The 26758-nt window shown below is 68.1% G+C and carries 26 protein-coding genes; 14 read left to right on the top strand and 12 right to left on the bottom strand.

The features are described 5' to 3' along the window. The first annotated feature begins 49 nt into the window (after window positions 1–49). A complete protein-coding gene (locus ST3T6A_RS0116465) occupies window positions 50–1117 on the top strand; it encodes a YeiH family protein (protein ID WP_019834054.1) in 1068 nt (355 codons plus the stop codon). Here ST3T6A_RS0116465 and ST3T6A_RS0116470 read toward each other — a convergent pair. From ST3T6A_RS0116470 to ST3T6A_RS22210, 3 genes are all read right to left on the bottom strand, one after another. Continuing rightward, complete coding sequence (locus ST3T6A_RS0116470) at window positions 1114–1656, bottom strand: (2Fe-2S)-binding protein (protein WP_019834055.1); 543 nt, start codon at window positions 1654–1656, stop codon at window positions 1114–1116. The two genes, ST3T6A_RS0116465 and ST3T6A_RS0116470, sit on opposite strands and share 4 nt — an antisense overlap. Further along, window positions 1653–2411 (bottom strand): SPFH domain-containing protein, encoded by a 759-nt coding sequence (locus tag ST3T6A_RS0116475; protein ID WP_019834056.1) that lies wholly within the window; start codon window positions 2409–2411, stop codon window positions 1653–1655. The genes ST3T6A_RS0116470 and ST3T6A_RS0116475 overlap by 4 nt, the downstream gene beginning before the upstream one ends. A 205-nt stretch (window positions 2412–2616) precedes the next feature. Then, on the bottom strand, window positions 2617–3414 hold the full coding sequence (locus ST3T6A_RS22210) for a cold-shock protein (RefSeq protein WP_026359801.1): 798 nt from the start codon (window positions 3412–3414) through the stop codon (window positions 2617–2619). A 242-nt stretch (window positions 3415–3656) separates the two neighbouring features. Between ST3T6A_RS22210 and ST3T6A_RS0116485 the strand changes: the two genes are divergently transcribed. From ST3T6A_RS0116485 to ST3T6A_RS0116515, 7 genes are all read left to right on the top strand, one after another. Continuing rightward, window positions 3657–4424, top strand: a complete 768-nt coding sequence (locus tag ST3T6A_RS0116485) for a TerC family protein (protein ID WP_019834057.1) — start codon at window positions 3657–3659, stop codon at window positions 4422–4424. A gap of 31 nt (window positions 4425–4455) precedes the next feature. Further along, a complete protein-coding gene (locus ST3T6A_RS0116490; protein ID WP_019834058.1) occupies window positions 4456–5076 on the top strand; it encodes a ribonuclease D in 621 nt (206 codons plus the stop codon). Then, complete coding sequence (gene lptC, locus ST3T6A_RS0116495) at window positions 5069–5740, top strand: LPS export ABC transporter periplasmic protein LptC (RefSeq protein ID WP_019834059.1); 672 nt, start codon at window positions 5069–5071, stop codon at window positions 5738–5740. The genes ST3T6A_RS0116490 and lptC overlap by 8 nt, the downstream gene beginning before the upstream one ends. Then, window positions 5737–6363, top strand: coding sequence for an LptA/OstA family protein (locus ST3T6A_RS20450; RefSeq protein ID WP_019834060.1), 627 nt, complete (start codon window positions 5737–5739; stop codon window positions 6361–6363). The genes lptC and ST3T6A_RS20450 overlap by 4 nt, the downstream gene beginning before the upstream one ends. 83 nt (window positions 6364–6446) lie before the next feature. Continuing rightward, window positions 6447–7223 carry an LPS export ABC transporter ATP-binding protein gene (gene lptB, locus ST3T6A_RS0116505; protein WP_019834061.1) on the top strand — a complete coding sequence of 259 codons (777 nt, stop codon included), beginning with the start codon at window positions 6447–6449 and terminating at the stop codon, window positions 7221–7223. Between the two features lie 46 nt (window positions 7224–7269). Continuing rightward, on the top strand, window positions 7270–8775 hold the full coding sequence (rpoN, locus tag ST3T6A_RS0116510; protein ID WP_019834062.1) for an RNA polymerase factor sigma-54: 1506 nt from the start codon (window positions 7270–7272) through the stop codon (window positions 8773–8775). Window positions 8776–9073: 298 nt separating this feature from the next. Continuing rightward, entirely contained in the window at window positions 9074–10057 is a 984-nt protein-coding gene (locus tag ST3T6A_RS0116515) for a hypothetical protein (protein ID WP_019834063.1), read from the top strand. Here the strand turns inward: ST3T6A_RS0116515 and gyrB are convergent, their stop codons facing one another. From gyrB to ST3T6A_RS0116555, 8 genes are all read right to left on the bottom strand, one after another. Beyond that, window positions 10058–12514: a DNA topoisomerase (ATP-hydrolyzing) subunit B gene (gene gyrB / locus ST3T6A_RS0116520; RefSeq protein WP_019834064.1), complete on the bottom strand. Its 2457-nt coding sequence runs from the start codon at window positions 12512–12514 to the stop codon at window positions 10058–10060. It abuts the gene before it with no gap. Between the two features lie 30 nt (window positions 12515–12544). After that, on the bottom strand, window positions 12545–12814 hold the full coding sequence (locus tag ST3T6A_RS0116525) for a hypothetical protein (protein WP_019834065.1): 270 nt from the start codon (window positions 12812–12814) through the stop codon (window positions 12545–12547). Between the two features lie 52 nt (window positions 12815–12866). Then, on the bottom strand, window positions 12867–13649 hold the full coding sequence (locus ST3T6A_RS0116530) for an OmpA family protein (protein WP_019834066.1): 783 nt from the start codon (window positions 13647–13649) through the stop codon (window positions 12867–12869). An 82-nt stretch (window positions 13650–13731) separates the two neighbouring features. Next, on the bottom strand, window positions 13732–14805 hold the full coding sequence (recF, locus tag ST3T6A_RS0116535) for a DNA replication/repair protein RecF (RefSeq protein WP_019834067.1): 1074 nt from the start codon (window positions 14803–14805) through the stop codon (window positions 13732–13734). Window positions 14806–14836: 31 nt separating this feature from the next. Then, the gene (locus tag ST3T6A_RS0116540; protein WP_019834068.1) at window positions 14837–16144 is read right to left on the bottom strand and encodes an MFS transporter; all 1308 of its coding nucleotides are present in this window, start codon (window positions 16142–16144) and stop codon (window positions 14837–14839) included. A 68-nt stretch (window positions 16145–16212) separates the two neighbouring features. Beyond that, window positions 16213–16404 carry a YqaE/Pmp3 family membrane protein gene (locus tag ST3T6A_RS0116545; RefSeq protein ID WP_019834069.1) on the bottom strand — a complete coding sequence of 64 codons (192 nt, stop codon included), beginning with the start codon at window positions 16402–16404 and terminating at the stop codon, window positions 16213–16215. A gap of 136 nt (window positions 16405–16540) precedes the next feature. Next, window positions 16541–17659, bottom strand: a complete 1119-nt coding sequence (dnaN, locus tag ST3T6A_RS0116550) for a DNA polymerase III subunit beta (RefSeq protein ID WP_019834070.1) — start codon at window positions 17657–17659, stop codon at window positions 16541–16543. Window positions 17660–17808: 149 nt separating this feature from the next. After that, on the bottom strand, window positions 17809–18315 hold the full coding sequence (locus ST3T6A_RS0116555) for an outer membrane protein (protein WP_019834071.1): 507 nt from the start codon (window positions 18313–18315) through the stop codon (window positions 17809–17811). A gap of 136 nt (window positions 18316–18451) precedes the next feature. On the opposite strand from ST3T6A_RS0116555, the gene ST3T6A_RS0116560 reads away from it, so the two are divergent. The 3 genes from ST3T6A_RS0116560 to ST3T6A_RS0116570 are packed head-to-tail and all read left to right on the top strand — an operon-like array spanning window position 18452 to window position 21494. Continuing rightward, on the top strand, window positions 18452–18970 hold the full coding sequence (locus tag ST3T6A_RS0116560; RefSeq protein WP_235785837.1) for an invasion associated locus B family protein: 519 nt from the start codon (window positions 18452–18454) through the stop codon (window positions 18968–18970). Between the two features lie 52 nt (window positions 18971–19022). Next, window positions 19023–20228, top strand: coding sequence for a 23S rRNA (adenine(2503)-C(2))-methyltransferase RlmN (rlmN, locus tag ST3T6A_RS0116565; protein ID WP_019834073.1), 1206 nt, complete (start codon window positions 19023–19025; stop codon window positions 20226–20228). A gap of 42 nt (window positions 20229–20270) precedes the next feature. Beyond that, on the top strand, window positions 20271–21494 hold the full coding sequence (locus ST3T6A_RS0116570) for an SAM-dependent methyltransferase (protein WP_019834074.1): 1224 nt from the start codon (window positions 20271–20273) through the stop codon (window positions 21492–21494). Window positions 21495–21497: 3 nt separating this feature from the next. On the opposite strand, the gene ST3T6A_RS0116575 is transcribed toward ST3T6A_RS0116570, so the two are convergent. Then, window positions 21498–21884 carry an EF-hand domain-containing protein gene (locus tag ST3T6A_RS0116575; RefSeq protein ID WP_019834075.1) on the bottom strand — a complete coding sequence of 129 codons (387 nt, stop codon included), beginning with the start codon at window positions 21882–21884 and terminating at the stop codon, window positions 21498–21500. 115 nt (window positions 21885–21999) lie between these two features. Between ST3T6A_RS0116575 and ST3T6A_RS0116580 the strand changes: the two genes are divergently transcribed. The 3 genes from ST3T6A_RS0116580 to ST3T6A_RS0116590 all read left to right on the top strand — a co-directional run bounded on the left by ST3T6A_RS0116580 (window position 22000) and on the right by ST3T6A_RS0116590 (window position 26725). Continuing rightward, window positions 22000–23220: an argininosuccinate synthase gene (locus tag ST3T6A_RS0116580; protein WP_019834076.1), complete on the top strand. Its 1221-nt coding sequence runs from the start codon at window positions 22000–22002 to the stop codon at window positions 23218–23220. A 125-nt stretch (window positions 23221–23345) separates the two neighbouring features. Next, complete coding sequence (locus ST3T6A_RS0116585) at window positions 23346–24911, top strand: NAD(P)/FAD-dependent oxidoreductase (protein ID WP_019834077.1); 1566 nt, start codon at window positions 23346–23348, stop codon at window positions 24909–24911. Further along, complete coding sequence (locus tag ST3T6A_RS0116590) at window positions 24908–26725, top strand: hypothetical protein (RefSeq protein ID WP_157602948.1); 1818 nt, start codon at window positions 24908–24910, stop codon at window positions 26723–26725. The genes ST3T6A_RS0116585 and ST3T6A_RS0116590 overlap by 4 nt, the downstream gene beginning before the upstream one ends. Window positions 26726–26758 lie beyond the last annotated feature (33 nt).

Here is a 26758-nt window from a genome sequence, read left to right on the forward strand (position 1 = left end):
CACTATCAATCGATTGGATTTGTCTCCGTGCCGGGCGCACTCCGTCGCCATGGCTACCGCACCTCTCCATACCGCTCCGTCGACGATCGCGCAGCGCGGCTCGGGCCTTCTCCCGGGCATCGTCCTGTGCGCGGCCGTCACCTTTGCCGCCCTCACCGCGCAGCGGATCGAGGTGGCGCTGACCGGCCGCGCCTGGCTGGAGGCGCTGGTACTGGCGATCCTGATCGGCACCGCCGTGCGCACCGCCTGGTCGCCCGGCCAACGCTGGCAGGCAGGCATCCATTTCTCGGCCAAGACGCTGCTCGAACTGGCGGTGGCGATGCTGGGGGCGACGATCAGCCTCGGCGCGATCGTCGGCGCGGGCGCGCCGCTGGTGGCAGGGATCGTCGCTGCCGTGGCGATCTCCATCACGGCGAGCTTCGCGCTCGGGCGACTGTTCGGCCTGCCGCGCAAGCTTGCCATGCTCATCGCCTGCGGCAACGCGATCTGCGGCAATTCCGCCATCGCGGCCGTCGCCCCGGTGATCGACGCCGAGAGCGACGACGTGGCCGCCTCGATCGCCTTCACCGCCGTGCTCGGCGTGGCCGTGGTGCTGCTGCTCCCGCTCATCGCCCATGTGCTGGGCCTCGGCCAGCATGGTGGCGGCGCGCTGGCGGGGTTGACCGTCTATGCCGTGCCGCAGGTGCTCGCCGCCGCCGCCCCGCTGGGTGTCGCCGCCGTACAGCTCGGCACGCTGGTGAAGCTGGTGCGCGTGCTGATGCTGGGGCCGGTGGTGATGACGCTCTCCCTCATCATGGGCCGCCGCCATGGCGCGGAGCGGACCGTTGCGGCCGGGCATTCCATCGCCTCCATCACCCGCTTCCTGCCGTGGTTCATCCTCGCCTTCCTCGCGCTCGCCGCCGCGCGGTCACTGGGCCTGCTGCCGGAGGTCGCCGTATCGGGCGCGAACAAGCTCGCGGGGCTGCTGACCATCGTCTCCATGGCGGCGCTCGGCCTCGGCGTGGACCTGCGCAGCGTCGCCGCCGCCGGGCCGCGGGTGACGGCGGTGGTCACGCTATCCCTCGTCATCCTTGGCGCGGTGGCACTGGTGGTGATCCGCTTCGCCGGGATCGCCTAACGCCGGGGCGGCGTGAGCGCGGGAACGGCCCGCGCCGCATCCGCCGGATCGATGCCGGGCGGGGGAGCCGCGAGAATGGCCTCCTCGCCCCGCGCCATCGCCGCCGCCCGCCGGATCGCCTTCACCAGACGCGGCTGAACCCCGCAGCGGCAGAGATGGGTGATCGCCGCGACGATCTCGGCATCCGCGACATTGGGGCGGGCCTCGATCAGAGCGGCGGCGGTCATGACGATACCGGGCGTGCAGAAGCCGCATTGCACCGCCCCCTCCGCCGCCATCGCCTGCTGCACCGGATGGCCGCGATCGCGCGACAGGGCTTCGATGGTGGTGACGAACGTCCCCTCCGCCTCGGCGATGCTGACCCGGCAGGAACGCGCCGCCTTGCCGTCCACGTGCACCGTGCACGCCCCGCATTCGCCGGTGCCGCAGCCATATTTGGTGCCGGTGAGATTCGACACGTCGCGCAAGGCGAACAGCAGCGGCGTCTCCGGCGCGATCCGATAGCGCACCGGCTGGCCGTTGACGGTGAGTGCGGTCACTCCTTCTTGCCCGCCAGCGTGCGCGCCACTTCGAGAAGCTCGACCGGCAGCATGGCGATCACCGTGCTGTTATGCTCGGCCCCGATCTCGGAAAGCGTCTGGAGCCGGCGCAGTTCGAGCGCGCCCGAGCTGCCGCCGATGGTAGCGGCGGCGTCGGCCAGCTTCTGCGCGGCCTCCTGCTCGCCCTCGGCCTTGATGATGCGCGCGCGCTTCTCGCGCACCGCCTCGGCCTCGCGGCCGATGGCGCGCTGCATCGTCTCAGGGATGTCGAGATCCTTCAGCTCCACCGCATCGACCGCCACGCCCCATTGCTCGACCGCGCGGGTCAGCATCCCCATCAATCGCTGGTTGATGACGGCGCGATCCTTGAGGAGCTGATCGAGGTCGGACTGGCCGATGGCGTCGCGCAGGCCCGTCTCGGCAGCCTGGAGCACGGCGCGCTGCCACGTCTCCACCACCGTCACCACCCGCACCGGATTGACCGCGCGGAACCACAGCACGGCATTGACGCGCACCGCCACGCCGTCGCGAGTCACCGTCTCCTGCGTCTCAAGCGCGATGGTGACGGTCCGCGTGTCGATCCGCACGGCGCGGTCGACGAAGGGAATCAGCCAGTACCAGCCCGGCCCCTTGGGCTCGGTGACGCGCCCCAGCCGGAAGACCACGGCGCGTTCATATTCCTGGTTGATCCCGAAGGTTTTCAGCGCCGCCGTCAGCAGGAAGATCAGCGGAATCGCGAGCAGGCCCAGCATCATCGACACGTTACGCCCCCGTTGTCGCGGCGCAGTCAGCCGCGCGGGGCCACGCTAGAGCAAATCGCGCGCCGGGTGAATGGGAAGCACCCTCCACCCCGGCAGCATCCGTGCGCGGTCACCCGGAAGACCGCGCCCGGCCAAGCAAAAGGCCCGGCCCACGCTCGTTGACGTGGGCCGGGCCTCCGGCATCCCCCTCCCGGGAAACTTACTCGTGGACGGGCGTCAGGTTCACGGCGGCGTACTTGCCGCGACGATCGACCTCGAGTTCGAACTCGAGACGGTCGCCCTCGTTCAGCGAGGTCATGCCCGCGCGCTCGACCGCCGAGATATGCACGAACGCATCCGGCTGGCCGTCATCACGCTGGATGAAGCCGAAACCCTTCATCGGGTTGAAGAACTTCACGGTACCGGAAGCCTTCTCGCCGGTGAGCTGGCGAGCCGGGGCGCGCGGCGCCTCGGTGACCGGAAGCGCTTCGCCCTCGATCTTCAGGTCCGACGCCGAGACGCGGCCGCCGCGATCGACGAGCGTGAACGCCAGCGTCTGGCCTTCCGCGAGGCCGGTGAGGCCCGCCTGCTCGACGGCCGAGATGTGCACGAAGACGTCCTCGCCGCCATCGTCACGAACGATGAAGCCGAAGCCCTTCTGGCCATTGAAAAACTTCACGGTGCCCTTGGCTTCGCCGATCACCTGGGCCGGCATCCCGCCGCCGCCGCCACGGCCGCCGCCGAAACCACCGCCGCCGCCGCCGAAGCCGCCGCCGCTGCGCCCGCCACCGAAGCCGCCGCGACCACCGCCGCCGCCGCCACCGAAGCGATCACCGCCACCGCCGAAGCGATCGCCGCCGCCGCCACCGAAACGGTCACCGCCGCCGTAGCCGCCGCCACCGAAACGGTCACCGCCACCAAAGCCGCCGCCGCCGTAGCCACCGCCAAAATCGTCGCCGCCGAAGCCGTCGCGCTTGTCCTTGCCGCGCTGCCCGCGCCGCCCACGATCGAAACTCATGCTGGAATAATCTTTCCCGGGTCGCCCATCATATCTTGAAGATTACACACCGGGCGCAGCGTGCAAACTCCGGGCGCGAAACAAAGTGCGCGCTTAGACCCGTCATACCGCAAAACCATTAGCCTCGCGAGCCATTTTGTCGCGAGCGACTGGCGCAACACCGCAGCCGCGTGACAAAGTTGCAACTAACCACGTCGAAATGCTTGCTGAGGCCGGAACGACAAGGCACGGTCCTGGCCGTCATGCCCGATCTCCTGTCGCTCGCCGCCAATCCCGGTACCTGGATCGCTCTCGCCACGCTCGTGGTGATGGAAGTGGTGTTGGGAATCGACAATCTCGTCTTCGTCTCGATCCTGTCGAATCGCCTGCCGCCTGCGCAGCAGACGAAGGCGCGCCGGCTCGGCATCGCGCTGGCGCTGGGGCTGCGGCTCGCCCTGTTGTCGGCGATCGCCTGGCTGGTGGGGCTGACCGCGCCGCTCCTCGATCTCGGCCTGACCGGGCCGCTGGTGGACGGGCATCCCGCTTTCGAGACGGCCTTCTCGGCGCGCGACCTGATCCTGATCGCGGGCGGCCTGTTCCTGATCTGGAAGGCCACCAAGGAAATCCACCACACGATGGAGGAAGGCAGCGAGAAGCCCGAATCGGCCCATGCCGGCCATATCGGATTCGGCGCGGCGATCGCCCAGATCGTAGCGCTCGACATCGTCTTCTCGATCGATTCGATCCTGACGGCGGTCGGCATGACCAACCAGCTTCCGGTGATGGTGGCGGCCGTCGTCATCGCCGTGGGGCTGATGCTGGTCGCCGCCGATCCGCTGGCCCGCTTCATCGGCCGCAACCCGACGGTGGTGATGCTGGCGCTGGGCTTCCTGCTGATGATCGGCGCGATGCTGATCGCGGACGGCTTCGGCATCCATGTGCCCAGGGGCTATATCTATGCCGCGATGGGCTTCTCGGCCAGCGTGGAGGCGCTCAACATGGCCGCGCGGCGGCGGCGCTCACCCCATTGAGCAACGCCGCGCGAAGCCCTATGCGCGAAGAATGACCGTTTATTTCCACGAGGAAGACCTTCCCGCCGGCGTGTTCGCCCCCGGCGCCGCCGTTGCCGTCGACACCGAGACGATGGGCCTCATCACCCCGCGCGACCGGCTGTGCGTCGTCCAGATCTCGGACGGCCGCGGCGACGAGCATCTCGTCCGCTTCGGCCCGGACAGCGACTATGCCGCGCCCAACCTGCGCGCCGTGCTCGCCGATCCGGACCGGCTGAAGCTCTACCACTTCGCGCGCTTCGATCTCGCGGCGATCCGCCATTATCTGGGCGTGGTCGCGGCGCCGGTCTATTGCACCAAGATCGCCTCGCGCCTGATCCGCACCTATACCGACCGGCACGGCCTCAAGGAACTGGTGCGCGAGCTGCTCGGCATCGACGTCTCCAAGCAGCAGCAGTCGTCGGACTGGGGCGCGCCTGAGCTTTCCGACGCGCAGAAGGATTATGCCGCCTCCGACGTGCGCTATCTCCACGCGATGAAGGAGAAGCTCGACGAGCGCCTGATTCGCGAAGGCCGCATGGCGCTGGCCCAGTCCTGCTTCGACTTCCTGCCCGCCCGCGCCGAGCTGGATCTTGCCGGCTGGCCGGAGGTGGACATCTTCGCCCATGCCTGACAGCGTCGCCGGGCCTCTTTCCGATGCGGCGCGCGCCGAGCGACGCCGCCGGCGGGCCTGGGCGAATCCGGGGTCGAGCCACGACCGCATCATCGCCATCGCGCGCGTGATGCTGCCGGCGGCGGTGGGCGCGCTCACCGTCGCGCTGGCGACCGCGCCGCTCACCTCGGGGCGCGACATCTCCTTCGTCCTCTCCAAGGACCGGGTCGCCGTCGCCAAGGAGCGTATGCGCGTGACGCAGGCGCTCTATCGTGGCGAGGATTCGAACGGCCAGCCCTTCTCGCTGACCGCGAAATCGGCCGTGCAGCAGACCTCGGCCGACCCGATCGTCCGCCTCGACCAGATCTTCGCCAAGATCCAGCTTCAGGGCGGGCCGGCGGAGCTGGTCGCGCCCAAGGGCCGCTACAATCTCGACAATCAGCGCGTCGCGCTGGACGGCCCGGTCAATTTCCACAGCGCCGACGGCTATACGCTCCAGACCCACGACGTCATTCTCGACATGCAGAGCCGTCAGCTCGCCAGCCATGCGCCGGTGACCGGCACGATGCCGCTCGGCAACTACAGCGCCGACAGGATGCACGCCGATCTCGACAATCATGTGGTCATCCTCGACGGGCACGCCCGCTTGCATATCACGCAGCGAAACGGCACATCGCGGCGATGAAACTCGCCACGCCTTCCATGCTTGCCGCCTTCGCGCTGGTCGCGGGGGGCGCCGGCCTTGCCCATGCCCAGCAGAAGCATGACAGCAACGCGCCGATCGACTGGAACGCGGACCGTATGGAGGTCCACGACAAGGATCATCGTGCGATCCTGATCGGCAACGTCAAGGCCGTGCAGCAGGACATGACGCTCACCGCCGACCGCGCGACCGCCAATTATACCGGCAGCGTCGCCAACAGCGGCGGCACGGGCTCGGGCGGCGGCAATCCGCAGGTCCACCGGCTGGACGCCAACGGCCATGTCGTCGTCACCCGCCCCAACGAGGTCGCGCACGGCGAATATGGCATCTACGATCTCGACAAGCGGCTGGTCACGCTGATCGGCAACGTCACGCTCGACCGCACCGGTCCCAATGCCGGCACGGTTCGCGGCGGGCGGCTGGTCATCAACCTCAACACCAATCAGGCCAACATGGATGGCAGCGCGGTCGGCGGCAACGGCTCGGCCGGCGCCGGTGGCCGGGTGTCGGGTCGTTTCACCGTGCCCCAGCACGACAATGACAAGAATTCGTCCGGTACGCCGGCCGCCAAGCCCGCCACCGCGCCGAAGCCGGCACAATCCTGACGCGGCGTCCGCCGGGGCTTGATCGCCCGGCAGGACGCCTGCCAGATGTCCGGGGCCGCACTCGCCCAAGAGATCGATAGACGATGAACGACAACGCACCCTCCCACCGCGACAGCGCCCAGCCCGCGCCGCCGCAGACGCGCGCGCTGTCGATCGTCTCGATCGCCAAGGCCTATGACGGGCGGCCCGTGCTCCAGGACGTCAGCCTCGAAGTGGCGCGCGGCGAGGTGGTCGGCCTGCTCGGCCCCAACGGCGCCGGCAAGACGACCTGCTTCTATTCGGTGATGGGCCTCGTGAAGCCCGACGCGGGGCGCATCCTCCTGGACGGCGAGGACATCACCGCGCTTCCGATGTATCGCCGCGCGATCCTCGGCCTCGGCTATCTGCCGCAGGAAACTTCGATCTTCCGCGGGCTGACCGTCGCGCAGAACATCTCCTCGGTGCTGGAGATGAGCGAGCCCGATCCCGAGCAGCGCGAGAAGCGTCTCGCGACGCTGCTGGAGGAGTTCCACATCGGCCACCTCCGCGACGCGCGCGCCACCGCGCTGTCGGGCGGCGAGCGCCGCCGCTGCGAGATCGCCCGCGCGCTGGCCGGCGAGCCCTCGATCATGCTGCTAGACGAGCCCTTCGCCGGCATCGACCCGATCTCGATCAGCGACATCCGCGATCTGGTGAAGGATCTGAAGCGCCGCGACATCGGCGTGCTCATCACCGACCACAATGTCCGCGAGACGTTGGACATCGTCGACCGCGCCTGCATCATCTATGATGGCAAGGTGCTGTTCCAGGGATCGCCGGCCGCGCTGGTCGCCAATCCCGACGTGCGGCGCCTCTATCTGGGCGAGGGATTCGCACTGTGACTCATTGCCGCCCTTCCGGCGGTAAGCGCTAGCGACGGGGCCAGCAATGGCGCTCGGCCCTCGCCTCGACCTGCGCCAGTCGCAGTCGCTGGTGATGACGCCGCAACTCCAGCAGGCGATCAAGCTGCTGGCGCTCTCCAACCTCGAGATCGAGGCGTTCATCGCCGAGGAGCTGGAGAAGAACCCCCTGATCGAGGCCGGCGCTTCCGACGAGGGGGACGGCCCGCTCCCCGGCAACGACGACGCGTCCGACGGCGACGGCGGCGCCGAATCCGAGCCGACCGACGCGCTTTCCGGCCTCTCCGGGGGCGATGGCGAGGCCCCGCTCGACGTCGACTATGCGGCCGAGACCTTCCACCATGATTCCCCCTCGGACATGCCCTCCGGCCAGGGTCTCGACGGCTCGCTCGGGCTCGACAGCAGCGCCACGGGCGGCAGCGAAGGCGGGGACTTCCAGGATTCACTCACCGGCAGCCTCACGCTCGCGGACCATCTGATGGCGCAGGCGGGCGCCGTGCTGTCGGGCGAGAAACTGCTGATCGCCGGCCACATCGTCGATGCGCTGGACGAGGCGGGCTATCTCACCACGCCGCTGCTCGACATCGCCGAGCGGCTGGGCGTGGCGCTCTGCGACGTCGAGCGCGTGCTGGGCGTGGTGCAGGGCTTCGATCCCACCGGCATCGGCGCGCGCGACCTCGCCGAGTGCCTCGCGCTCCAGGCGAGGGAGGCGGATCGCTACGATCCCGCCATGGCGGCGCTGATCGGCCATCTCGATCTGCTCGCGCGCGGCGGCCTGCCGCAGCTCCGCCGGCTCTGCGGCGTGGACGACGAGGATCTGGCGGACATGATCCGCGAGCTGCGCGCCTATGACCCCAAGCCCGGCCTCCGCTTCGCGCCCAGCGACACGCAGACGGTGGTGGCGGACATCTTCGTCGCGCGCACCGCCACCGGCTGGGCGATCGAGCTGAACAACGCCACCCTCCCCCGGCTGATCGTCAACCGCGGCTATTATGCCGAGCTGTCCGGCGCCGCCCACGATCAGGCGAGTCGGGCGTGGCTCGGCGAATGCCTGCAAAGCGCCAACTGGCTGCTGAAGGCGCTCGATCAGCGCGCGCGCACCATCATCAAGGTCGCCACCGAGATCGTGAAGCAGCAGGAAGGCTTCTTCCGCCACGGCGTCGAGCATCTGCGCCCGCTGACGCTGAAGCACGTGGCCGATGCCATCGGAATGCACGAGTCGACGGTCAGCCGCGTCACGACGAACAAATATATGTCCTGCGACCGCGGGCTGTTCGAACTCAAATATTTCTTCACGAGCGCGATCCAGGCGGCCGATGGCGGCGAGGCGGCTTCGGCGCAGGCGGTGAAGAGCCATATCGCCAAACTGATCGCCGACGAGCCGGCCAACGCCATCCTCTCCGACGATTCGCTCGTCGATCTGCTGCGCGAGCGAGGGTTCGATATCGCGCGGCGCACCGTGGCCAAATATCGCGAATCGCTCGGCCTCGGCTCGTCGGTGCAGCGTCGGCGCCAGAAATTGCTGGCGCGCTGATCCGCGGCCCAAAAAAAAGGCCGCCCCAAGGGACGGCCTGAAGTTTTAGGAGAGGATGCCTGAAAGGCAGCTTCTTTGTGCATCGCATCATGAATTTTTGCAAGTGCGAACAATCTAATCATGATTGCGCTACCGGAAAGCCGGTTTGCAAAAAGCGCAAAAGGTTCCGCCTCCCTATCCGCAGCATGGCACGGCTCACCGCCCGCGTTACCTCTTCCGGGAAACTTGACGGACTCCCGGCTCCCGATCGAGATGGCGCCACGCTGCCAATCCGGGGGGAGCGGCGCGGGAGTAGGTTGTGGCGATCTTCGAGATCGGGCTGGATGACCTCCAGCAAGGCGTGCTGGCGGCTGCCTTCCTGCATGGCGCGGTAGCGGCGATCATCCGCTGCGACGGGCGGCTGCGTGCGCTGTGGCAGCGGCTGCTCGAAAATCCGGCGGAGACGCTCCCCTGGGAAGCGCCGCTGATCGATATCGCGCGCAACCATCACGGCTCCGGCGACATCACGGTGAGCCTCGGCGACGTCTATTATTTCCAGCCCGGCCTGCACGGCTATATCGCCCGCAAGCTGGAGATCGACCGCCCGCCGGGCGCGGGTCCGGCGGCGCTGCACCCGTCCCGCTTCCATCAGGGCAGTTCGACCTATGCGCCGCCCGCCGACCTGATCGACGAATGCTGTGCGATCACCGACAGGATATCCTTGGCCATGACCCCCGAGCGGGAGGAGGCCCAAGGCTACAAGGTCACCGTCCAGCGGCTCAAATATCAGAGCAGCAGCGACGATCTCGGCCTGCTCACGGAGCTGACCGCCCATTCGCTCGGCCGTTGGGGACGACTCGGCTTCGCGATCGATTGCCAGCGCCAGCATCTCGCCGGCGCGCTCGCCCGCAAGGGACCGGCCGACCTCTACGGGCTGCTGATGATGGTGCCGCTCGCCCGGAACGTGGCGCAGGCGGCCAATACCCTGGCCGGGCGAATCGACGGCCGCTACCGGATCAACGACGACCAGCGGGTGATCGAGGGGCCGCATGTCGACAGCCGGCTGTTCACCGGACTGTGCGGGCGACGCGCCAATATCCACACGCAAGTCTATACAGGCGACCGCTGGGAGGAGCTGCCGGTCGGGCTCGATTCGATCGCGGTCTTCCCCGGCCGGCTGGCGGAACGCCGCTATGGCCTGCCGGCGACGCTCCACCGGGTGCTGCAACAGGGCGGAGACCCCGTGCCGAAGCCCGACGATCCCCGCACCTCCAATGTCACGCTGCTGCTCGGCGCGACCTGATCAGACGTCGAGATTGGCGACCGACAATGCGTTTTCCTGAATGAACTCGCGGCGGGGCTCCACCACATCGCCCATCAGGCGGGTGAAGATCTCGTCGGCGAGATCGGCCTGCGTCACCTCGACCTGCAACAGCGAGCGGTTGGCCGGATCGAGCGTGGTTTCCCAGAGCTGCTCGGCGTTCATCTCGCCGAGGCCCTTGTAGCGCGCGATCGACAGGCCCTTGCGCCCGGCGGCGAACACCGCGTCGAGCAGCTCGGACGGGCGGCCGATCGAAACGCCCTTGGGATCGGCGGGGAGATCATCCTCCTCGCCTTCCGCGCGCTCGGCGGACTTGATCGAGACGAGGCGCGAGGGCGACGCATAGGCGTCCGCCTGCTCGGCGGCGAGGCCGTGCAGCTTGCGCGCCTCGGCCGATCCGAGGAAGCCCGCGTCGATCTCATGGATGTCGGACACGCCGCGCCACTTGCGGACGAGGCGATAGCCGCCCAGCTCGGGCGCCTCGCCGGTCCACTCCGCCTCGGGATCGGCCGCGCCGAGCCACCGGGCGACGCGCGCCGCCGCCGCCGTGCGGTCGACCGACAGCTCCAGCGCGCCGTTCAGCGCCAGCGCCTCGACCATCACCGGCTCGTAGCGGCGCGGCACATAGGACATCAGCGTCCGCATCCGGCGCGCATGATCGATCAGCGCCTGCAAGTCGTTGCCCGCGCGGCGGCCGCCGGCGGTGTCGAGCGCCATCGTCGCGACGCCCGCCTCGACCAGATAGTCGTCGAGCGCCTTCTGGTCCTTGAGGTAGACCTCCGAGCGCCCCTTCGCGACCTTGTAGAGCGGCGGCTGGGCGATGAAGAGATGCCCGCGGCTGATGATCTCCGGCATCTGCCGGTAGAAGAAGGTGAGCAGCAGCGTGCGGATGTGGGCGCCGTCCACGTCGGCGTCCGTCATGATGACGATCTTGTGGTAGCGCAGCTTGTCGGCGTTGAAATCGTCGCGGCCGATGCCGGTGCCGAGCGCCTGGATCAGCGTGCCGACTTCCTTGGACGACAGCATCCGGTCGAAGCGCGCGCGCTCGACGTTCAGGATCTTGCCCTTCAAGGGCAGGATCGCCTGATTGTGACGGTTGCGCCCCTGCTTGGCCGAACCGCCGGCCGAGTCACCCTCGACGATGAACAGTTCGGACTTGGCCGGATCGCGCTCCTGACAGTCGGCGAGCTTGCCGGGCAGCGAGGCGATGTCGAGCACGCCCTTGCGGCGCGTCAGGTCGCGCGCCTTGCGGGCGGCCTCGCGCGCGGCGGCGGCGTCGATGATCTTCTGGACGATGGTGCGCGCGTGGGCGGGATTTTCCTCCAGCCACTCGGCGAGCTTGTCGGCCATCAGCGATTCCAGCGGCGCGCGCACTTCGGACGAGACGAGCTTGTCCTTGGTCTGCGAGCTGAACTTGGGGTCCGGCAGCTTGACCGAGACGATCGCCGAGAGGCCCTCGCGCATGTCGTCGCCGGTGAGGGAGACCTTCTCCTTCTTCAGCAGGCCCGACTTGTCCGCATAGTTGTTGAGCGTGCGGGTCAGCGCCGCGCGGAAGGCCGCGAGGTGCGTGCCGCCATCGCGCTGCGGGATGTTGTTGGTGAAGCAGAGGACCTGCTCGTAATAGCTGTCGTTCCACTCCAGCGCGACGTCGATGCCGACGTCCTCGCGCTGCCCGGTGATCGCGATCGGATCGGGCATCAGCGGCGTCTTGGCGCGATCGAGATACTTCACGAAGGCCGCGATGCCGCCCTCGTAGTACAGCTCGACTTCCTTGCGCTCGGCATGGCGGGCATCGATCAGGAACAGCCGCACGCCGGAGTTCAGGAACGCCAGCTCGCGATAGCGATGCTCGAGCTTGTCGAAATCGAACTCTGTGATCTTGAAGGTCTCGGGCGACGGCAGGAAGGTCACGCGGGTGCCGCGCTTCTCGCCGGCCTTGCCCACCACCTTGAGCGGGGCCACCGCATCGCCGCGGGCGAAGCGCATGTAATGCTCCTCGCCGTCGCGCCAGATGGTGAGATCGAGGAAGTCGGAGAGCGCGTTCACCACCGACACGCCCACGCCGTGCAGGCCGCCCGACACCTTGTAGGCGTTCGAGTCCGAGGTGTTGTCGAACTTACCGCCGGCGTGGAGCTGGGTCATGATGACCTCGGCCGCCGAGACGCCTTCCTCGGGGTGGATGCCGGTCGGGATGCCGCGGCCGTTGTCCTCGACCGAGACCGAGCCGTCGGCGTTGAGCGTGATGAGCACCCGGTCGCAGTGACCGGCCAAGGCCTCGTCGATCGCGTTGTCGGAGACCTCGAACACCATGTGGTGGAGGCCCGATCCGTCGTCGGTGTCGCCGATATACATGCCGGGCCGCTTGCGGACGGCATCGAGGCCCTTCAGCACCTTGATCGAGGAGGCGCCGTAATCATTCTGCTCAGGAGTGCTTGCCATAGCGATGATATAGGCAGGCGAAGCCTGAAACTAAAGCGAAATGGGGAGCTTTCGCGGCAGGATGGCGATGGAAAGATACGGGCTGCGATCCGTATCGATCGAGATGCTGACCGCGGTGAGCCCGCACGGCACTTCGCGGCCGGCGATATGGGCGGCGACGCGGCAGGCATGCTCATGCACCTGCCCGAACGGCAGCGCGAGTATCGAGACGAAGATCATGCCGCAGAGCGCCAGCGTGGCCAGCATGTCGCGGCGGATCGCACGGCGGCGGTTTCGCTGGCGGTAGCGGTCGTTCGACATGGCGCCGGCTCATATCAGGCCGCCGCCGCCACCGCCAGCGTTCCGCCTGTCATTAGTCGAAGCGGCTTGCCCGTTGGCCGAGAAGAGTCAGCTCCACCCGGCGGTTGAGGCGCATCCCCCGGTCCGTGGCGTTGCTGGCGACGGGATCGGCCTCGCCATGGCCGCGCACGCGGAATCGCGCATGGATGACGCCCATGCCCTCCAGCGCAGCGCGCACGCTCTCCGCCCGGCGCTCGGAGAGATTCTGGTTGTGCGCGTCCGACCCGCGGCTGTCCGTATAGCCGTCGATCGAGATCTTCACGCCCGGCTCGGCGCGCAGATAGCCGGCCAGCGCGCGCAGCCTGTCGAGCGCACCGGGGCGCAGATCGGCGCTGTCGGTGCGGAACAGCACGTCCTCGCCCATCGTCATGCGCGCGCCTTCCGGCGTGTCGCGGAAATGATAGCCGCGCATCGCCCCGCGATCCCAGCCGGCCGGCGCCGGCACGGCCACCGGGCGATCTGCCCAGCGCCAGTCGAACCGGCCGCGATCGGGGCCGACCGCATCGGCGAAGGCGCGGTTGGCGGCGCGCGCCTCCTCGGGCGTGAGGAAGCCGTCATGGCGCCAGTCGAAATTGCGCAGCACGAAGGCGCGCCCGCGCCGCGTGTCACGCAGCTCCGGGAACAGCAGCCGCACGCCGGGCCCGCGCAGATCATAGGCGCGCGCATCGCCGTCGCGGCCGCCGCCCCAATCCCAGCGGCCGGGCGACCAGTGCCCCTGCGCGAAGGCCGGCGCGGTGAAAGCCCCGCCCGCCAGAATGACCGCCAGACCGGCGGCCAGGATACGCTTCCTGCTCATCGTCACTCCTCCTCTTCCCCGTGTGCGGGAGGAATGCGGGAGCGGCCTTGAACGCTCCGTGAGCGGAACAGAAAGCCGGGGTTCAGGCGGGATGCACCGCTCCATCCGCGACGTGGAGCCATGTCGCCCGCCCCAGCCCCTCGAACAGCGCGCGTTCGGTGCCCGTCATCCACACCTGACCGCCACCGGCCGCCAACCGCTCGAACAGCGCGGCGCGGCGCAGCGGATCGAGATGCGCCGCCACCTCGTCGAGCAGCAGCAGCGGCGGACGGGCGAGACGTTCGGCGACGAGATCCGCATGGGCGAGCACGATCGCGAGGAGCAGCGCCTTCTGCTCGCCGGTTGAGCAACGGTCGGCAGGCTGGGCCTTGCCGAGATGGGTGACGAGCAGGTCCGAGCGGTGCGGGCCGGCGAGCGTCCGCCCGGCGGCGGTATCGCGAGCGCGGCCGGCGCGCAATTCGGCGGCGAAGCTGGCTTCGTCCGCCGCCGGCCAGCCGTCGAGCGCGAGGCCGGCGCGGGCGAACGGTCCCTCAGGCTGGTCGGCGAGGCGCGCGGCGAGCGCGGCGACGGTGCGGACACGGGCTGCGGCGATGGCGGCGCCATGCTCTGCCATGCCCGCCTCCAGCGCGGCCAGCCAGGCGGGATCTGCGCCCTCCGGCTCGGCGAGCAGCTTGTTGCGCGCACGCATGGCGGCCTCGTACCGCGCGGCGTGATGGCCATGCGCCGGCTCCATCGCCAGCACCAGCCGATCAAGGAAACGGCGGCGGCCGCTCGCGCCTTCAGCGAAAAGCCTGTCCATCGCAGGGGTCAGCCACAGGACCGACAGCCATTCGGAGAGCGCCGTCGCCGCGGCGCTCGCGCCGTTGATGCGCACCTGCCGCCGCTCGGGCGCGCTGGGCGTGGTGCCCGTGCCGATCTCGACATCCTCGCCCAGACGTGCCGCCACCGCGAAGCCGCCCGCTCCACCGCTCCGCGCCATCTCGGAGAGTGCCGCGCCGCGCAATCCCTTGCCCGGCGCGAGCAGCGAGACGGCCTCCAGCACATTGGTCTTGCCCGCACCGTTCTCGCCGGTGAGCACGACGAAGCCCGGCCCAGCCTCGATGCTGGCCGCGGCATAGGATCGGAAATCGGTGAGGATCAGGCGGGAGGCATGCACGCCCTCCTCCCTAGGCTTCCGGCGCGCGCGATCAATCCTCCTTGATGGCGCTGGCGTCGCGCGTCTCGCGCATCCGGAGATAGGCGATCAGCGACAGCGCCACGAGCGCCGTCACATACCAGTAGAAGCCGCGCTCATGCCCCGCCTGCTTGAACCACAAGGCGACATATTCCGCCGTGCCGCCGAACAGCGCATTGGCGATGGCGTAAGGCAGCGCCACGCCCAGACCCCGAACCTCGGCGGGAAACAGCTCGGCCTTCACCACCGCATTGATCGCCGTGTAGCCGGTGATCGAGAGCAGCCCTGCCATCACCAGCAGGAAGGCGAGCGGGGCCGAGTGGACATGCTCCAGCGTCGTGAAGACCGGCACGGTCAACACCACACCCGAGACGCCGAAGCCCACCATCAGCGGCTTGCGCCCGATCCGATCGCTGAGCGCGCCCGCCACCGGCTGGAGCGCGGTGTAGAGCAGCAGCGCCAGCGCCATGATCGCGCTCGCCGTGCCCGCGCTGAAGCCCGCCGTGTTGGCGAGGAATTTCTGCATGTAGATCGACCAGGCATAGAAGGCGACGGTGCCCCCCGCCGTCAGCGCCAGCACCAGCGCCGCCTCGCGGCGGTGCGACCCAAGCAGATCGGCGACCGAACCGCGCCGCGCGCCGGTCCGCTCGGCATTGCGAAAGCTCTCGGTCTCGGCGAGCCCGCGCCGGATGCGCCACACCGCGATCGCCAGCGCAGCGCCGATCGCGAAGGGGATGCGCCAGCCCCACGCCGCCATCTGCTCGTGACTCAGCAAGGCCTGCAACACCAGCAGCAGCGCCAGCGACACGAGTTGCCCCGAGATCAGCGTCACATATTGGAAGCTCGACCAGAAGCCGCGATGCCGCCTGCCCGCCATCTCGGACAGATAGACCGCGCTCGCCCCATATTCGCCGCCGAGGCTCAAGCCTTGCAGCAGCCGTGCCACCACCAGCACGACCGGGGCCGCCGCTCCGATCTGCGCATAAGGCGGGCAGAGCGCGATCAGCAGCGCCCCCGCGCACATCAGCACCACCGAGAGGGTCAGCCCTGCCTTCCGCCCCTTGCGGTCTGCGAAAGTCCCCATCAGCCAGCCGCCGACCGGCCGCATGATGAAGCCCACCGCGAAGACGGCGGCGGTATTCAGAAGCTGCGCGGTCTGGTCCGCCCTGGGGAAGAAGGCGCCCGCGAAATAAAGCGCGAAGGCCGAATAGGCATACCAGTCATACCATTCGACCAGATTGCCCGCCGCCCCGCCGAGGATCGAGCGCAGGCGATGCGCGGCCGTCGGCGTGTCCTGTCCTGCCACCGTGGATATCGCCATCGCCGCGCTACGCTCCCGCCTCTTGCGTCCGATTGGTGGCGGGCGGGACGGGAAAGCTCAAGCCCCGCTCAGCGCCGCATCCCCGCCTCGCGGATCTTCTGGTCGGTCTTGTACTGGCTCAGCGCGTAGACCGACCAGATGGCGGCCGGCAGCCAACCGATGATCGTCAGTTGGAGGATCAGGCAGACGATCCCCGAGATCGGCTTCCCGATCGTGAAGAATTGCAGCCAGGGCAGCAACAGAGCCAGAATCAAACGCATCACGGTCCCCCTCTTCCGTCGAACAGCGGCGAGCCTAGCCGGGCTTTCCGCCCGCACGAAAGGCCGAAAAGGAAAGGGGCGGCCGGCACCTCGTCGATGCCGCCGCCCCCTTGCCAGTCGGTCGATGTCCGGCGCGTCAGACGCGCATCGGCATCAGCACATAGAGCGCGGGGGCATTGTCGCCCTCGCGGATCAGCGTCGGGCCGGCGGCGTCGGCGAGGTGGACCTCCACCTCATCGCCCTCGATCTGGCCGAGAATGTCCATCAGATAGCGCGCGTTGAAGCCGATATCGAAGCCCATCGACGCATAGAGGCCGGGCACTTCCTCGGCCGCCGTGCCATTCTCGGGCGAGGTGACCGAGAGCGTGATCTTGTCGCGATCGAGGCTCATCTTCACCGCGCGGGTCTTCTCCGACGCGATGGTGGCGACGCGGTCGACGCCTTCCATGAAGCTCTTCGGATCGATCTTGAGCAGCTTGTCGTTCGCGGTCGGGATGACGCGCGAATAATCGGGGAAGGTGCCGTCGATCAGCTTCGACGTCAGGATCGCGGTGCCCAGCCCGAAGCGGATCTTGGTGGCCGAGAGCGACACCTCGACCGAGCCGTCCACCTCTTCGAGCAGCTTGCGCAGCTCGCCCACGCACTTGCGCGGGATGATGATGCCCGGCATGCCGGCCGCGCCCTGCGGCTGCGGCGCTGTGAAGCGCGCGAGCCGGTGGCCGTCGGTCGCGGCGGCCTTGAGCACCGGGCCTTCCGGGCCGTCCTCAGCGGCGTGGACGTAGATGCCGTTCAGATAATAGCGCGTCTCTTCGGTCGAGATCGCGAAGCGCGTCTTGTCGATGATCTGGCGCAGCGTGGCAGCCGGAAGATCGAACTTGGTCGGCAGGTCACCCTCGGCGATCACCGGGAAATCGTCGCGCGGGAGCGTCGCGAGGTTGAAGCGCGCGCGGCCCGCCGTCACCAGCATCTTGCCCTCAGACGCCGAGAGCTGGACCTGCGAGCCCTCGGGCAGCTTGCGCACGATGTCGAACAGCGTATGCGCCGACACGGTGGTGGCGCCCGCAGTATCGACCGCCGCGTCGACCGTCTCGACGATCTGGAGATCGAGGTCGGTCGCCATCAGCTTCAGGCCACCCTCGGCCGCCGCCTCGATGAGCACGTTCGACAGGATCGGGATGGTGTTGCGCCGCTCCACCACGGACTGGACATGGCTCAGCCCCTTGAGAAGCGTTGCACGCTCGATCGTCGCCTTCATTCCGTCCCCGCTACACGCATGATTTGGGAGCCGGTTATAGCGTGCGCGCCGGCCGCCGCCAGCCCCCGAAAGCCCCCAAGCAAAAGGGGCCGGAGCGTCACCGCCCCGGCCCCTCTCTGTCGATCCGTCCTTACGGACGGCCCGCCTGCTTAGAAGCGGACGCCGAGACCGGCGATCACGGCATCACGACCGCCGAAGTTATCCTCGTACTCGGTACGGCGATATTCGGTCGAGATGTAGGTGTGCGGCGTCACCGCATACTCCAGGCCGCCGCCGAAACGGACGCCTTCGAGGTTGGTGTGGCCGGGCGCGCCAGCCTCGATGCGGGTGGTGTCGTAGCCGACCTTGGCGAAGCCGAGCAGCTTCGGGGTCAGGACGTAACCGACGCGACCCGAGATCGCGAGATCACGCGAAGCGTGGATGCCGCCGAACTTGGTGGTCGAATCCTCGAGGGTCGCTTCGGCGCCGACGGTGATCTTCGGAGCGATCGCCTTGTCGTAACCGATGGCGCCACCGTAGGTGAAGCCGTCCTGGCCGTGGGTCTTGTCCCAGCCGAGGGTGACGCCGGCACGCGCGCCGGTGAAGGGGGCAGCGTCCTGCGCGAAGGCAGGAGCGGCGATGGCAATGGCCGCAACGGCGGCGAGAGCAATACGCATATTCTAACTCCTTACGCTTGCGTCCCGGCGGTTTGAGGGGGATGCCGGGTTCGCGGCGGCGCCTCTGGGCCCCGCTACATGAACGTCACATAAACGTCATATGAGCTGTTGCCGCGGTGCAACATGGGTCGGGGGATTGGCGGCTTTGGGGGTTGAATCTCGTCTGGCAATACTATGCGCGAGCCTGTTCCTGGCCTCCGCGGCTCACGCCGAAGAGCGCACGTCCATCGCCGTCTTCCGGGATTGGGGCGCATTCCGCGAAGGTTCCGAAGGGTCGCCGACACGCTGCTTCGCGATCGCCGAGCCGCCCCCCGGCACGCGCGCCGCAGGGCGTGGCGCATTCGCCTCGGTGGCCAGTTGGCCCCAAAAACGAATCCGCGCGCAAATTTCGATTCACCTCAGTCACGACCATCGCAACGGCGCACCGGTGACCCTCAACATCGGCGATTCGGCTTTCCTGCTCACGGCGCAGGGCCGTTCCGCCTGGGCGCGGGACCGTCATGCCGACGCGCGGATCGTCTCGGCGATTCGATCGGGCAGCTCGATGAGCGTGAGCAGCGTCGCGCCGGACGGCACGCCCTTCGCCGACGCCTATCGCCTGCGCGGCGCCGCAAGCGCGATCGATTCGGCGATGCTGGCCTGCCCGATGCGCTGAGGCCTTCCGGCCAGCGCTGGAAAAATCGCCCGACTTCCCCTATGTGCGCGCGATGCAGACCGCCCCGAACCTGATGCCGATTCCCGGCCACGTCGATCCCGTGCCCGTTCCGCGCGCCACTCCCGCCCGCGCCGACGGCAAGGTGGACCTCGTCGGCCTCACCCGCGATCAGATCCGGGCGGAGCTGGAAGCCGCCGGCATGGAGCCCAAGCAGGCCAAGCTCCGCTCCAAGCAGCTCTGGCACTGGATTTACAACCGCGGCGCCACGTCGTTCGAGACGATGACCGACATCGCCAAGGCCCAGCATCCGTGGCTGGACCAGCGCTTCACGGTCGATCGCCCGGCGGTGGTCGAGGCGCAGGTCTCCTCGGACGGCACGCGCAAATGGCTGCTGCGCTCCACCGACGGCCATGATTTCGAGATGGTCTTCATCCCCGACGCGGATCGCGGCACGCTCTGTGTCTCGTCGCAGGTCGGCTGCACGCTCAACTGCCGCTTCTGCCACACCGGCACGATGCGCCTCGTTCGCAACCTGACGCCGGGCGAGATCGTCGGCCAGGTGATGCTCGCGCGCGATTCGCTGGGTGAATGGCCGAGCCAGCCCGAGGGCCGGATGCTCACCAACATCGTGATGATGGGCATGGGCGAGCCGCTCTACAATTTCGACGCGGTACGCGATGCGCTGAAGATCGTGATGGACGGCGACGGCCTCGCCCTCTCCAAGCGCCGCATCACGCTCTCCACCTCGGGCGTGGTGCCGATGATGGCGCGCGCCGGCGAGGAGATCGGCGTCAACCTCGCCGTCTCGCTCCACGCGGTGACGAAGGAGGTGCGCGACGAGATCGTGCCGCTCAACAAGAAGTACGGCATCGAGGAGCTGCTCGCCGCCTGCGCCGCCTATCCGGGCGCCAACAACGCGCGACGCATCACCTTCGAATATGTGATGCTGAAGGACAAGAACGACAGCGACGCCGACGCGCACGAGCTGGTCCGCCTGATCCGCAAGTACAAGCTGCCCGCCAAGGTGAACCTCATCCCGTTCAACCCGTGGGAGGGCGCCGCCTACGAATGCTCGACGCCGGAGCGCATCCGCTCCTTCTCGAACATCGTGTTCGAGGCGGGCATCTCGGCGCCGGTGCGCACCCCGCGCGGCCGCGACATCGACGCCGCCTGCGGCCAGCTCAAGACGTCGGCCGAGAAGCGCAGCCGCGCCGAACTCGACCGGCTCGCCGAAGAGAAGCAGGCCGCGCTCGGATAAGCTTGCGAAATCAATGTCGAGCCGGTTAACCTCGGTTTCGACATGCTACTTGATCCGTTCCTGCGCCGTATCGTCCGGTCGGGCGAATTGATCATCACCGACGCCTCCGGGCAGGCGCGCCGCTACGGCACGCCGAACCCGGAGCGTCCGCCCATAGCGCTGCGCTTCCACGACAAGCGCGTGGCGCTGGACATCATGCGCCGCCCGACCCTCGGCATGCCGGAAGCCTATATGGACGGCCGCATCGACATCGAGGGCGACGACATCCTCGGCTTCCTCGATCTCTTCCGCTTCAACACGGCGTGGGAGAAGGCGGTCGAGGACGGGCTCGGCATCGGCGAGCATCCCTGGCTGATGAAGCTCGGCCGCGCCAATTCGCTGCTCCAGTCGAAGCGCAACGTCGCCCATCATTATGATCTCAACGACCGGCTCTACGATCTCTTCCTCGATCGCGACCGCCAATATAGCTGCGCCTATTTCAGCGAGGACAACCGCGCCCACGATCTGGAGCGCGCCCAGCTCGACAAGAAGGCGCACATCGCCGCCAAGCTGAACCTGAAACCCGGTCTCAAGGTGCTGGATATCGGCTGCGGCTGGGGCGGGATGGCGCTCTATCTGAACCGGGTCGCCGATGTGGACGTGCTCGGCATCACGCTCTCGGAGGAGCAGCTCAAGGTCGCCCGCAGGCGGGCGCAGGAAGCCGGTGTCGCCGATCGCGTGAAGTTCGAGCTGATCGACTATCGCACGCTCGATGGCCGGTTCGACAGGATCGTCTCAGTCGGCATGTTCGAACATGTCGGCGCGCCACATTTCCGCAACTATTTCGCCAGGGTCCGCGATCTGCTGGCGGACGACGGCGTGGCGCTGATCCACACCATCGGGCGCGTCGGCGGCCCGAGCTACACCGACAGCTTCACCGCCAAATATATCTTCCCCGGCGGCTATATCCCGGCGCTTTCAGAGACGGTGGCGGCGAGTGAGCGCGAGCGGCTGATGCTCTCCGACGTGGAGATATTGCGCCTCCACTACGCGCTCACCATCGAGCATTGGTACGAGCGCACCACCGCCGCCAGGCCGCAGATCATCGACCTGTATGACGAGCGCTTCTATCGGATGTGGCGTTTCTACCTTGCCGGCGCGCTGACGGCGTTCCGCTGGGGCGAGATGGTCAATTTCCAGCTCCAGTTCGTGAAGGACCGCCGCGCGCTGCCGATCACCCGCGACTATATGGCGCGGGCCGAGAAGGAGCTGCTGGCCAAGGGCTGAGCCTTATCGGGGGCGTGCGGCCTTCAGCGCCTTGCGCTTGATTTTGGCGGCCTTGCGCGCCTCGTCGGGGGTAACGATGCCGTCGCGGTTGAGGTCCGCCCCGTCGAAATGGGCGGTGGCTGCCGCGATGAAGACGTCGCGCGGGATGCGGCCGGTGTGGGACTGGTCGACCGCGTCGAACTGCGCATCCACCATCGCCCAGCCCTTTTCCGTCGGAGTCGCGCTCTTCGCCTTGGCGATGGCGGCAAGGGCCGCGTGATATTCCTCGCGGGTCAGGATGCCGTCATGGTTGGTGTCGGCCCGGTCGAACATCGTGGCAGCGCGCGCCACCACGTCGGTGCGCTTGACCGGCGGCGGATCGGCGAGCGCCACACCCGCGACACAGATCATCGGCAAAAGAACGAGCCCGCATCTCGACATCATGACACTCCGGGTTGAACCGAAGGCGTCGCGATGGCACAGGCGCGCGCGATCCGTAACCCCCAACCCCATGAAGGAATCAGCCATGACGCAACAGGTCAATCGCGTCGTCCTCGCCTATTCGGGCGGCCTCGACACCAGCGTCATCCTCAAATGGCTGAAGGAGACCTACAATTGCGAGGTCGTCACCTTCACGGCCGATCTCGGCCAGGGCGAGGAGCTGGAGCCGGCGCGCAAGAAGGCCGAGCTGATGGGCGTGAAGCCCGAGCATATCTTCATCGACGATCTGCGCGAGGAATTCACCCGCGACTATGTGTTCCCGATGATGCGCGCCAACGCGCTCTACGAGGGCACCTATCTGCTCGGCACCTCGATCGCGCGGCCGCTGATCGCCAAGCGCCAGATCGAGATCGCGCGCCAGGTCGGCGCCGATGCCGTCAGCCATGGCGCCACCGGTAAGGGCAACGATCAGGTCCGCTTCGAGCTCGGCTATTACGCGCTCCAACCCGACATCAAGGTGATCGCGCCGTGGCGCGAATGGGACCTGACCAGCCGCACGAAGCTGATCGAATATGCCGAGAAGCACCAGATCCCGGTGCCCAAGGACAAGCGCGGCGAATCGCCCTTCTCCACCGACGCGAACCTCCTCCACACCTCGTCCGAGGGTAAGGTGCTGGAAGACCCGTGGCAGGAGGTGCCCGACTATGTCTATTCGCGCACCGTCAACCCGGAGGACGCGCCCGACGCGCCCGAATATATCACCATCGATTTCGAGAAGGGCGACGGCGTCGCGCTGAACGGCGTCGGCATGTCGCCGGCGACGCTGCTGGCGGCGCTCAACGATCTCGGCCGCAAGCATGGCATCGGCCGCCTCGACCTCGTCGAGAACCGCTTCGTCGGCATGAAGTCGCGCGGCATGTACGAGACGCCCGGCGGCACCATCTACCACGCCGCGCATCGCGGCATCGAGCAGATCACCCTCGATCGCGGCGCTGCGCATCTGAAGGACGAGCTCGCCATCCGTTATGCCGAGCTGATCTACAACGGCTTCTGGTTCTCGCCCGAGCGCGAGATGCTCCAGTCGGCGATCGACTACAGCCAGGAGAAGGTGGCGGGCACCGTCCGCCTCAAGCTCTACAAGGGCGGCGTCCATGTCGTCGGCCGCAAGTCGCCGAACACGCTCTATTCCGAGAAGGTCGTCACCTTCGAGGACGACGCCGGCGCCTACGACCAGCGCGACGCGGCGGGCTTCATCAAGCTCAATGCGCTCCGCCTGCGCCTGCTTGGCCGCCGCGACGGCCGCTGATCGGCGAATCGATTCAGTGAAGGGCGGCGAATCCCCGAACGGGATTCGCCGCCCTTTTCTTATGCCCTCACCGCGACGCGGCGGGCGTTAACCCTAAATTATTTCTCCACAGGCATCCCGTCCTCATGGATCGGCGGGAGAAGAGTGTGAGCGCTCGGCATCAGGACAAGGTGGACGTCGCCATCATCGGCGCAGGTCCCGCAGGCCTCACCGCCGCCTATCTCCTCACCAGGGCGGGCAAGCGCGTCACGGTGATCGAGAAAGACCCGACTTACGTCGGCGGCATCAGCCGCACCGTCGAGCACAACGGCTTCCGCTTCGACATCGGCGGCCACCGATTCTTCTCGAAGTCGCGTGAGGTGGTCGATCTCTGGAACGAGATTCTGCCTGACGACTTCATCGAGCGGCCGCGCATGAGCCGCATCTATTACGAGGGCAAGTTCTACAGCTATCCGCTGCGCGCGTTCGAGGCACTGTGGAACCTCGGCGTGTTCCGCTCGGGCCTGTGCATGGCGAGCTATCTGCGCTGGAAGCTCTTCCCCAAGAAGGACACCCGCTCCTTCCAGGATTGGACGATCAACCAGTTCGGCGCCAAGCTGTTCGGCATCTTCTTCAAGACCTACACCGAGAAGGTCTGGGGCATGCCCTGCGACGAAATCTCCGCCGACTGGGCGGCGCAGCGCATCAAGGGCCTGAGCCTCGGCAAGGCCGTGCTGGACGGATTCAAGCGCTCGCTGGGCCTCAACAGGAAGCCCAATGACGGCATGGAAACCAAGACGCTGCTGGAGAGCTTCCGCTATCCGCGGCGCGGCCCCGGCATGATGTGGGAGGCCGCGCGCGACCGAGTGGTCGAGGGCGGCAACACGGTGCTCATGGCCCATGCGCTCAAGCAGCTCTCGCAGGATGCCAGCGGCTGGCGCGTCACCGCGACCGGGCCGGACGGCAACCGCGTGATCCGCGCCGACCATGTCATCTCGTCCGCGCCGATGCGCGAGCTGGCGGGGCGCATCCATCCGCTGCCGGCCTCGCTGCCGGACGCGCTCGATCTGAAGTATCGCGACTTCCTGACCGTCGCGCTGATGATCCGCTCGCCCGATCTCTTCCCGGACAACTGGATCTATATCCACGATTCGAAGGTGAAGGTCGGCCGCATCCAGAATTTCCGGAGCTGGTCACCCGAGATGGTGCCCGATCCCGATCTCGCCTGCGTCGGCCTCGAATATTTCTGCTTCGAGGGCGATGGGCTGTGGAACTCGTCCGACGCCGATCTCGTCGCGCTGGCGACGAAGGAAATGGGGCTGCTCGGCCTGTGCGATCCGGCCGCCGTCGAGGGTGGCGTGGTGGTGCGTCAGGAGAAGGCCTATCCGGTCTACGACGACACCTATGCCCAGCACGTCACCGCGATGCGCGAGGAGCTGGAGGCGGCCTATCCGACGCTTCACCTCGTCGGCCGCAACGGGATGCACCGCTACAACAACCAGGATCATGCGATGATGACGGCGATGCTGACCGTCCGCAACATCCTGGCCGGCCACCGCCAGTTCGACGTCTGGGCGGTGAACGAGGACGCCGAATATCACGAGGCGGGCAAGGAGGGCGAAGCCGCCCAGATTGTCCGCCCGATCGAGGAGGACGCGCGCGCGGCGCTGGGCTCGGTCCGCGCCGTGCCCCGCCGCCTGCACGCGGCATGAGCGACACACGGTTGGCGGACGGGGCCGCCGGCGCATCGGTCTCGTCGGGGGGCGAGCCGATGCGCCTTTCCCCGCGCCTCTACGGGCTGCTGCTGACCGCGATCATCCTGCTGTTCTACGGGTTGATGGTCTTCAACGCCTGGTCCGAAATCCGGGGTGAGCGTTTCCACGACCCCGACGATCTGATGCGCCTCCAGCAGGTCCGTGACTGGATCGCGGGCCAGAGCTGGTTCGACGTCACCCAATATCGCGTCAACCCGCCGGCCGGCCTGCCGATGCACTGGTCGCGCCTGCTCGATGTGCCGATCGCGGCGGTGATCCTGTTGTTCCGGCCGTTCCTCGGCCAGCCGGCGGCAGAGCTGGTCGCCTGCGTCGTCGTGCCCTTCCTCACCTTCGCCTCGCTGGCCGGGCTGATTGCGCGCATCACGCGGCAGATCTTCGACAGCCGCCCCCTCGCCCTGCTCGCCGCCATCTTCTGCGGGGCCGACGCGGGCAGCTATGCGCTCGCCCATCCCCTGCGCATCGATCATCATGGCTGGCAGGCGGTCTGCGCGCTGCTGATCGTTACCGCCCTGCTCGGCCGGCGAAGCCCCCGGCGCGCCGCGCTCGCCGGAGCAGCCGCGGCGCTGTGGATGCACATCTCGCTCGAAGGCATCGTCTTCGCGGCGGCATCCGGGGCCGGGCTCGGCCTGCGCTGGGTGGCCCGGCCGGAACGCGAGCATGCGGCCCTCCCCACCTATCTCGGCGCGCTGACGCTGACGAGCCTCGCACTCTTCCTCCTCGCCCATGGCGGCGCGCTGTTCGACCGGACCTTCTGCGACGCGGTGTCGCCGGTTCACATGACCGTCTTCGCGCTGGCAACGCTCGGGTCGCTGGCGGCCCTCCGCTGGGCCGACAGGGGGCCGGTGGTGCGGCTCGGCGCGCTGGGCCTCACCGCTTTGGCCTGTGCGGCGCTCTACAAGGCCTGGGCGCCCCAGTGCGGTGCGGGCGCCTTCGCGATGCTGACCCCGCTCGACGTCCGGCTCTGGTACAGCCTCGTCGCCGAGGGGCAGCCGATCTGGCACGAGCCGGTGCACGATATCTTCAGCTGGCTCGGTTTCCCGGTGATCGGCCTCATCGGCGTGCTCGTGGAACTTCGCTCGCCACGCCGCACACCGATCCTCGTCGACTACGGCTTCCTGCTGCTCGCCGCCACCGCGGTCGGCGTGCTCGTGCTGCGCGCGGGCGCCGTCTCGAACATTCTCGCCATTCCCGGCGCGCTGATGCTGCTCAGGCTGGTCAGCAAGCCGATCCGGGCATTCCGCCTGCCCGCCGCCCGCATCCTCGCGCAGGCCAGCGCGGTGCTGCTGCTGCTGCCCGTCACGCCGGCGATGGTGGCGGTCAGCGCGGTGCCCTCCCCGGCCGGCGAGAAGCGCGCGGGCGAGGCCTTTGCCGCCTGCACCAATCTCGCGCAGGTCCGCCGGCTCGACGCGCTGCCGACCGGCCTGTGGCTGTCCGACCTCGATTTCGCGAGCGCGATCGTGTCAGCCACGCACCACAGCGTGATCGCCGCCAGCTATCATCGCACGCCGCAGGCGATGGACGACGTGCTCCGCTTCTTCGCCACCGACGAGGCGCAGGCGCGCGCCGTGGTGGAGCGGAGACGGCCGGCCTATGTCTATTTCTGTCCCGGTTCGAACAGCGCGCGCGCCCTGGCGCGGGCGGCTCCCGATGATATGGCCGCACGCCTGGACGCGGGCAAACCGCCGGCATGGCTGAAGCCCATCGCCGTGCCCGGTTTCCCGGCGGCGGGAGTCTATTCGGTGATCTACTGATCCGGGAGCTGCGAAGCCCGCTTGCCCGCAGGC

The sequence above is a fragment of the Sphingomonas sp. PR090111-T3T-6A genome, assembly GCF_000383095.1.
In the GTDB taxonomy this organism is placed as follows: domain Bacteria; phylum Pseudomonadota; class Alphaproteobacteria; order Sphingomonadales; family Sphingomonadaceae; genus Solisphingomonas.

Bases quoted from the DNA above. Each gene is read 5' to 3' on its own strand.
- ST3T6A_RS0116590 (WP_157602948.1), top strand. From the start codon at position 24,908: ATGAGCGACACACGGTTGGCGGACGGGGCCGCCGGCGCATCGGTCTCG.
- ST3T6A_RS0116540 (WP_019834068.1), bottom strand. From the start codon at position 16,144: ATGGCGATATCCACGGTGGCAGGACAGGACACGCCGACGGCCGCGCAT.
- lptB (WP_019834061.1), top strand. From the start codon at position 6,447: ATGAACGACAACGCACCCTCCCACCGCGACAGCGCCCAGCCCGCGCCG.
- ST3T6A_RS0116490 (WP_019834058.1), top strand. From the start codon at position 4,456: ATGACCGTTTATTTCCACGAGGAAGACCTTCCCGCCGGCGTGTTCGCC.
- ST3T6A_RS22210 (WP_026359801.1), bottom strand. From the start codon at position 3,414: ATGAGTTTCGATCGTGGGCGGCGCGGGCAGCGCGGCAAGGACAAGCGC.
- rlmN (WP_019834073.1), top strand. From the start codon at position 19,023: ATGCAGACCGCCCCGAACCTGATGCCGATTCCCGGCCACGTCGATCCC.
- ST3T6A_RS0116485 (WP_019834057.1), top strand. From the start codon at position 3,657: ATGCCCGATCTCCTGTCGCTCGCCGCCAATCCCGGTACCTGGATCGCT.
- ST3T6A_RS0116530 (WP_019834066.1), bottom strand. From the start codon at position 13,649: ATGAGCAGGAAGCGTATCCTGGCCGCCGGTCTGGCGGTCATTCTGGCG.
- ST3T6A_RS0116570 (WP_019834074.1), top strand. From the start codon at position 20,271: ATGCTACTTGATCCGTTCCTGCGCCGTATCGTCCGGTCGGGCGAATTG.
- ST3T6A_RS0116525 (WP_019834065.1), bottom strand. From the start codon at position 12,814: ATGTCGAACGACCGCTACCGCCAGCGAAACCGCCGCCGTGCGATCCGC.
- ST3T6A_RS0116580 (WP_019834076.1), top strand. From the start codon at position 22,000: ATGACGCAACAGGTCAATCGCGTCGTCCTCGCCTATTCGGGCGGCCTC.
- ST3T6A_RS0116465 (WP_019834054.1), top strand. From the start codon at position 50: ATGGCTACCGCACCTCTCCATACCGCTCCGTCGACGATCGCGCAGCGC.
- ST3T6A_RS0116475 (WP_019834056.1), bottom strand. From the start codon at position 2,411: ATGATGCTGGGCCTGCTCGCGATTCCGCTGATCTTCCTGCTGACGGCG.
- lptC (WP_019834059.1), top strand. From the start codon at position 5,069: ATGCCTGACAGCGTCGCCGGGCCTCTTTCCGATGCGGCGCGCGCCGAG.
- gyrB (WP_019834064.1), bottom strand. From the start codon at position 12,514: ATGGCAAGCACTCCTGAGCAGAATGATTACGGCGCCTCCTCGATCAAG.
- dnaN (WP_019834070.1), bottom strand. From the start codon at position 17,659: ATGAAGGCGACGATCGAGCGTGCAACGCTTCTCAAGGGGCTGAGCCAT.
- ST3T6A_RS0116545 (WP_019834069.1), bottom strand. From the start codon at position 16,404: ATGCGTTTGATTCTGGCTCTGTTGCTGCCCTGGCTGCAATTCTTCACG.
- ST3T6A_RS0116555 (WP_019834071.1), bottom strand. From the start codon at position 18,315: ATGCGTATTGCTCTCGCCGCCGTTGCGGCCATTGCCATCGCCGCTCCT.
- rpoN (WP_019834062.1), top strand. From the start codon at position 7,270: ATGGCGCTCGGCCCTCGCCTCGACCTGCGCCAGTCGCAGTCGCTGGTG.
- ST3T6A_RS0116585 (WP_019834077.1), top strand. From the start codon at position 23,346: ATGGATCGGCGGGAGAAGAGTGTGAGCGCTCGGCATCAGGACAAGGTG.
- ST3T6A_RS0116575 (WP_019834075.1), bottom strand. From the start codon at position 21,884: ATGATCTGTGTCGCGGGTGTGGCGCTCGCCGATCCGCCGCCGGTCAAG.
- ST3T6A_RS20450 (WP_019834060.1), top strand. From the start codon at position 5,737: ATGAAACTCGCCACGCCTTCCATGCTTGCCGCCTTCGCGCTGGTCGCG.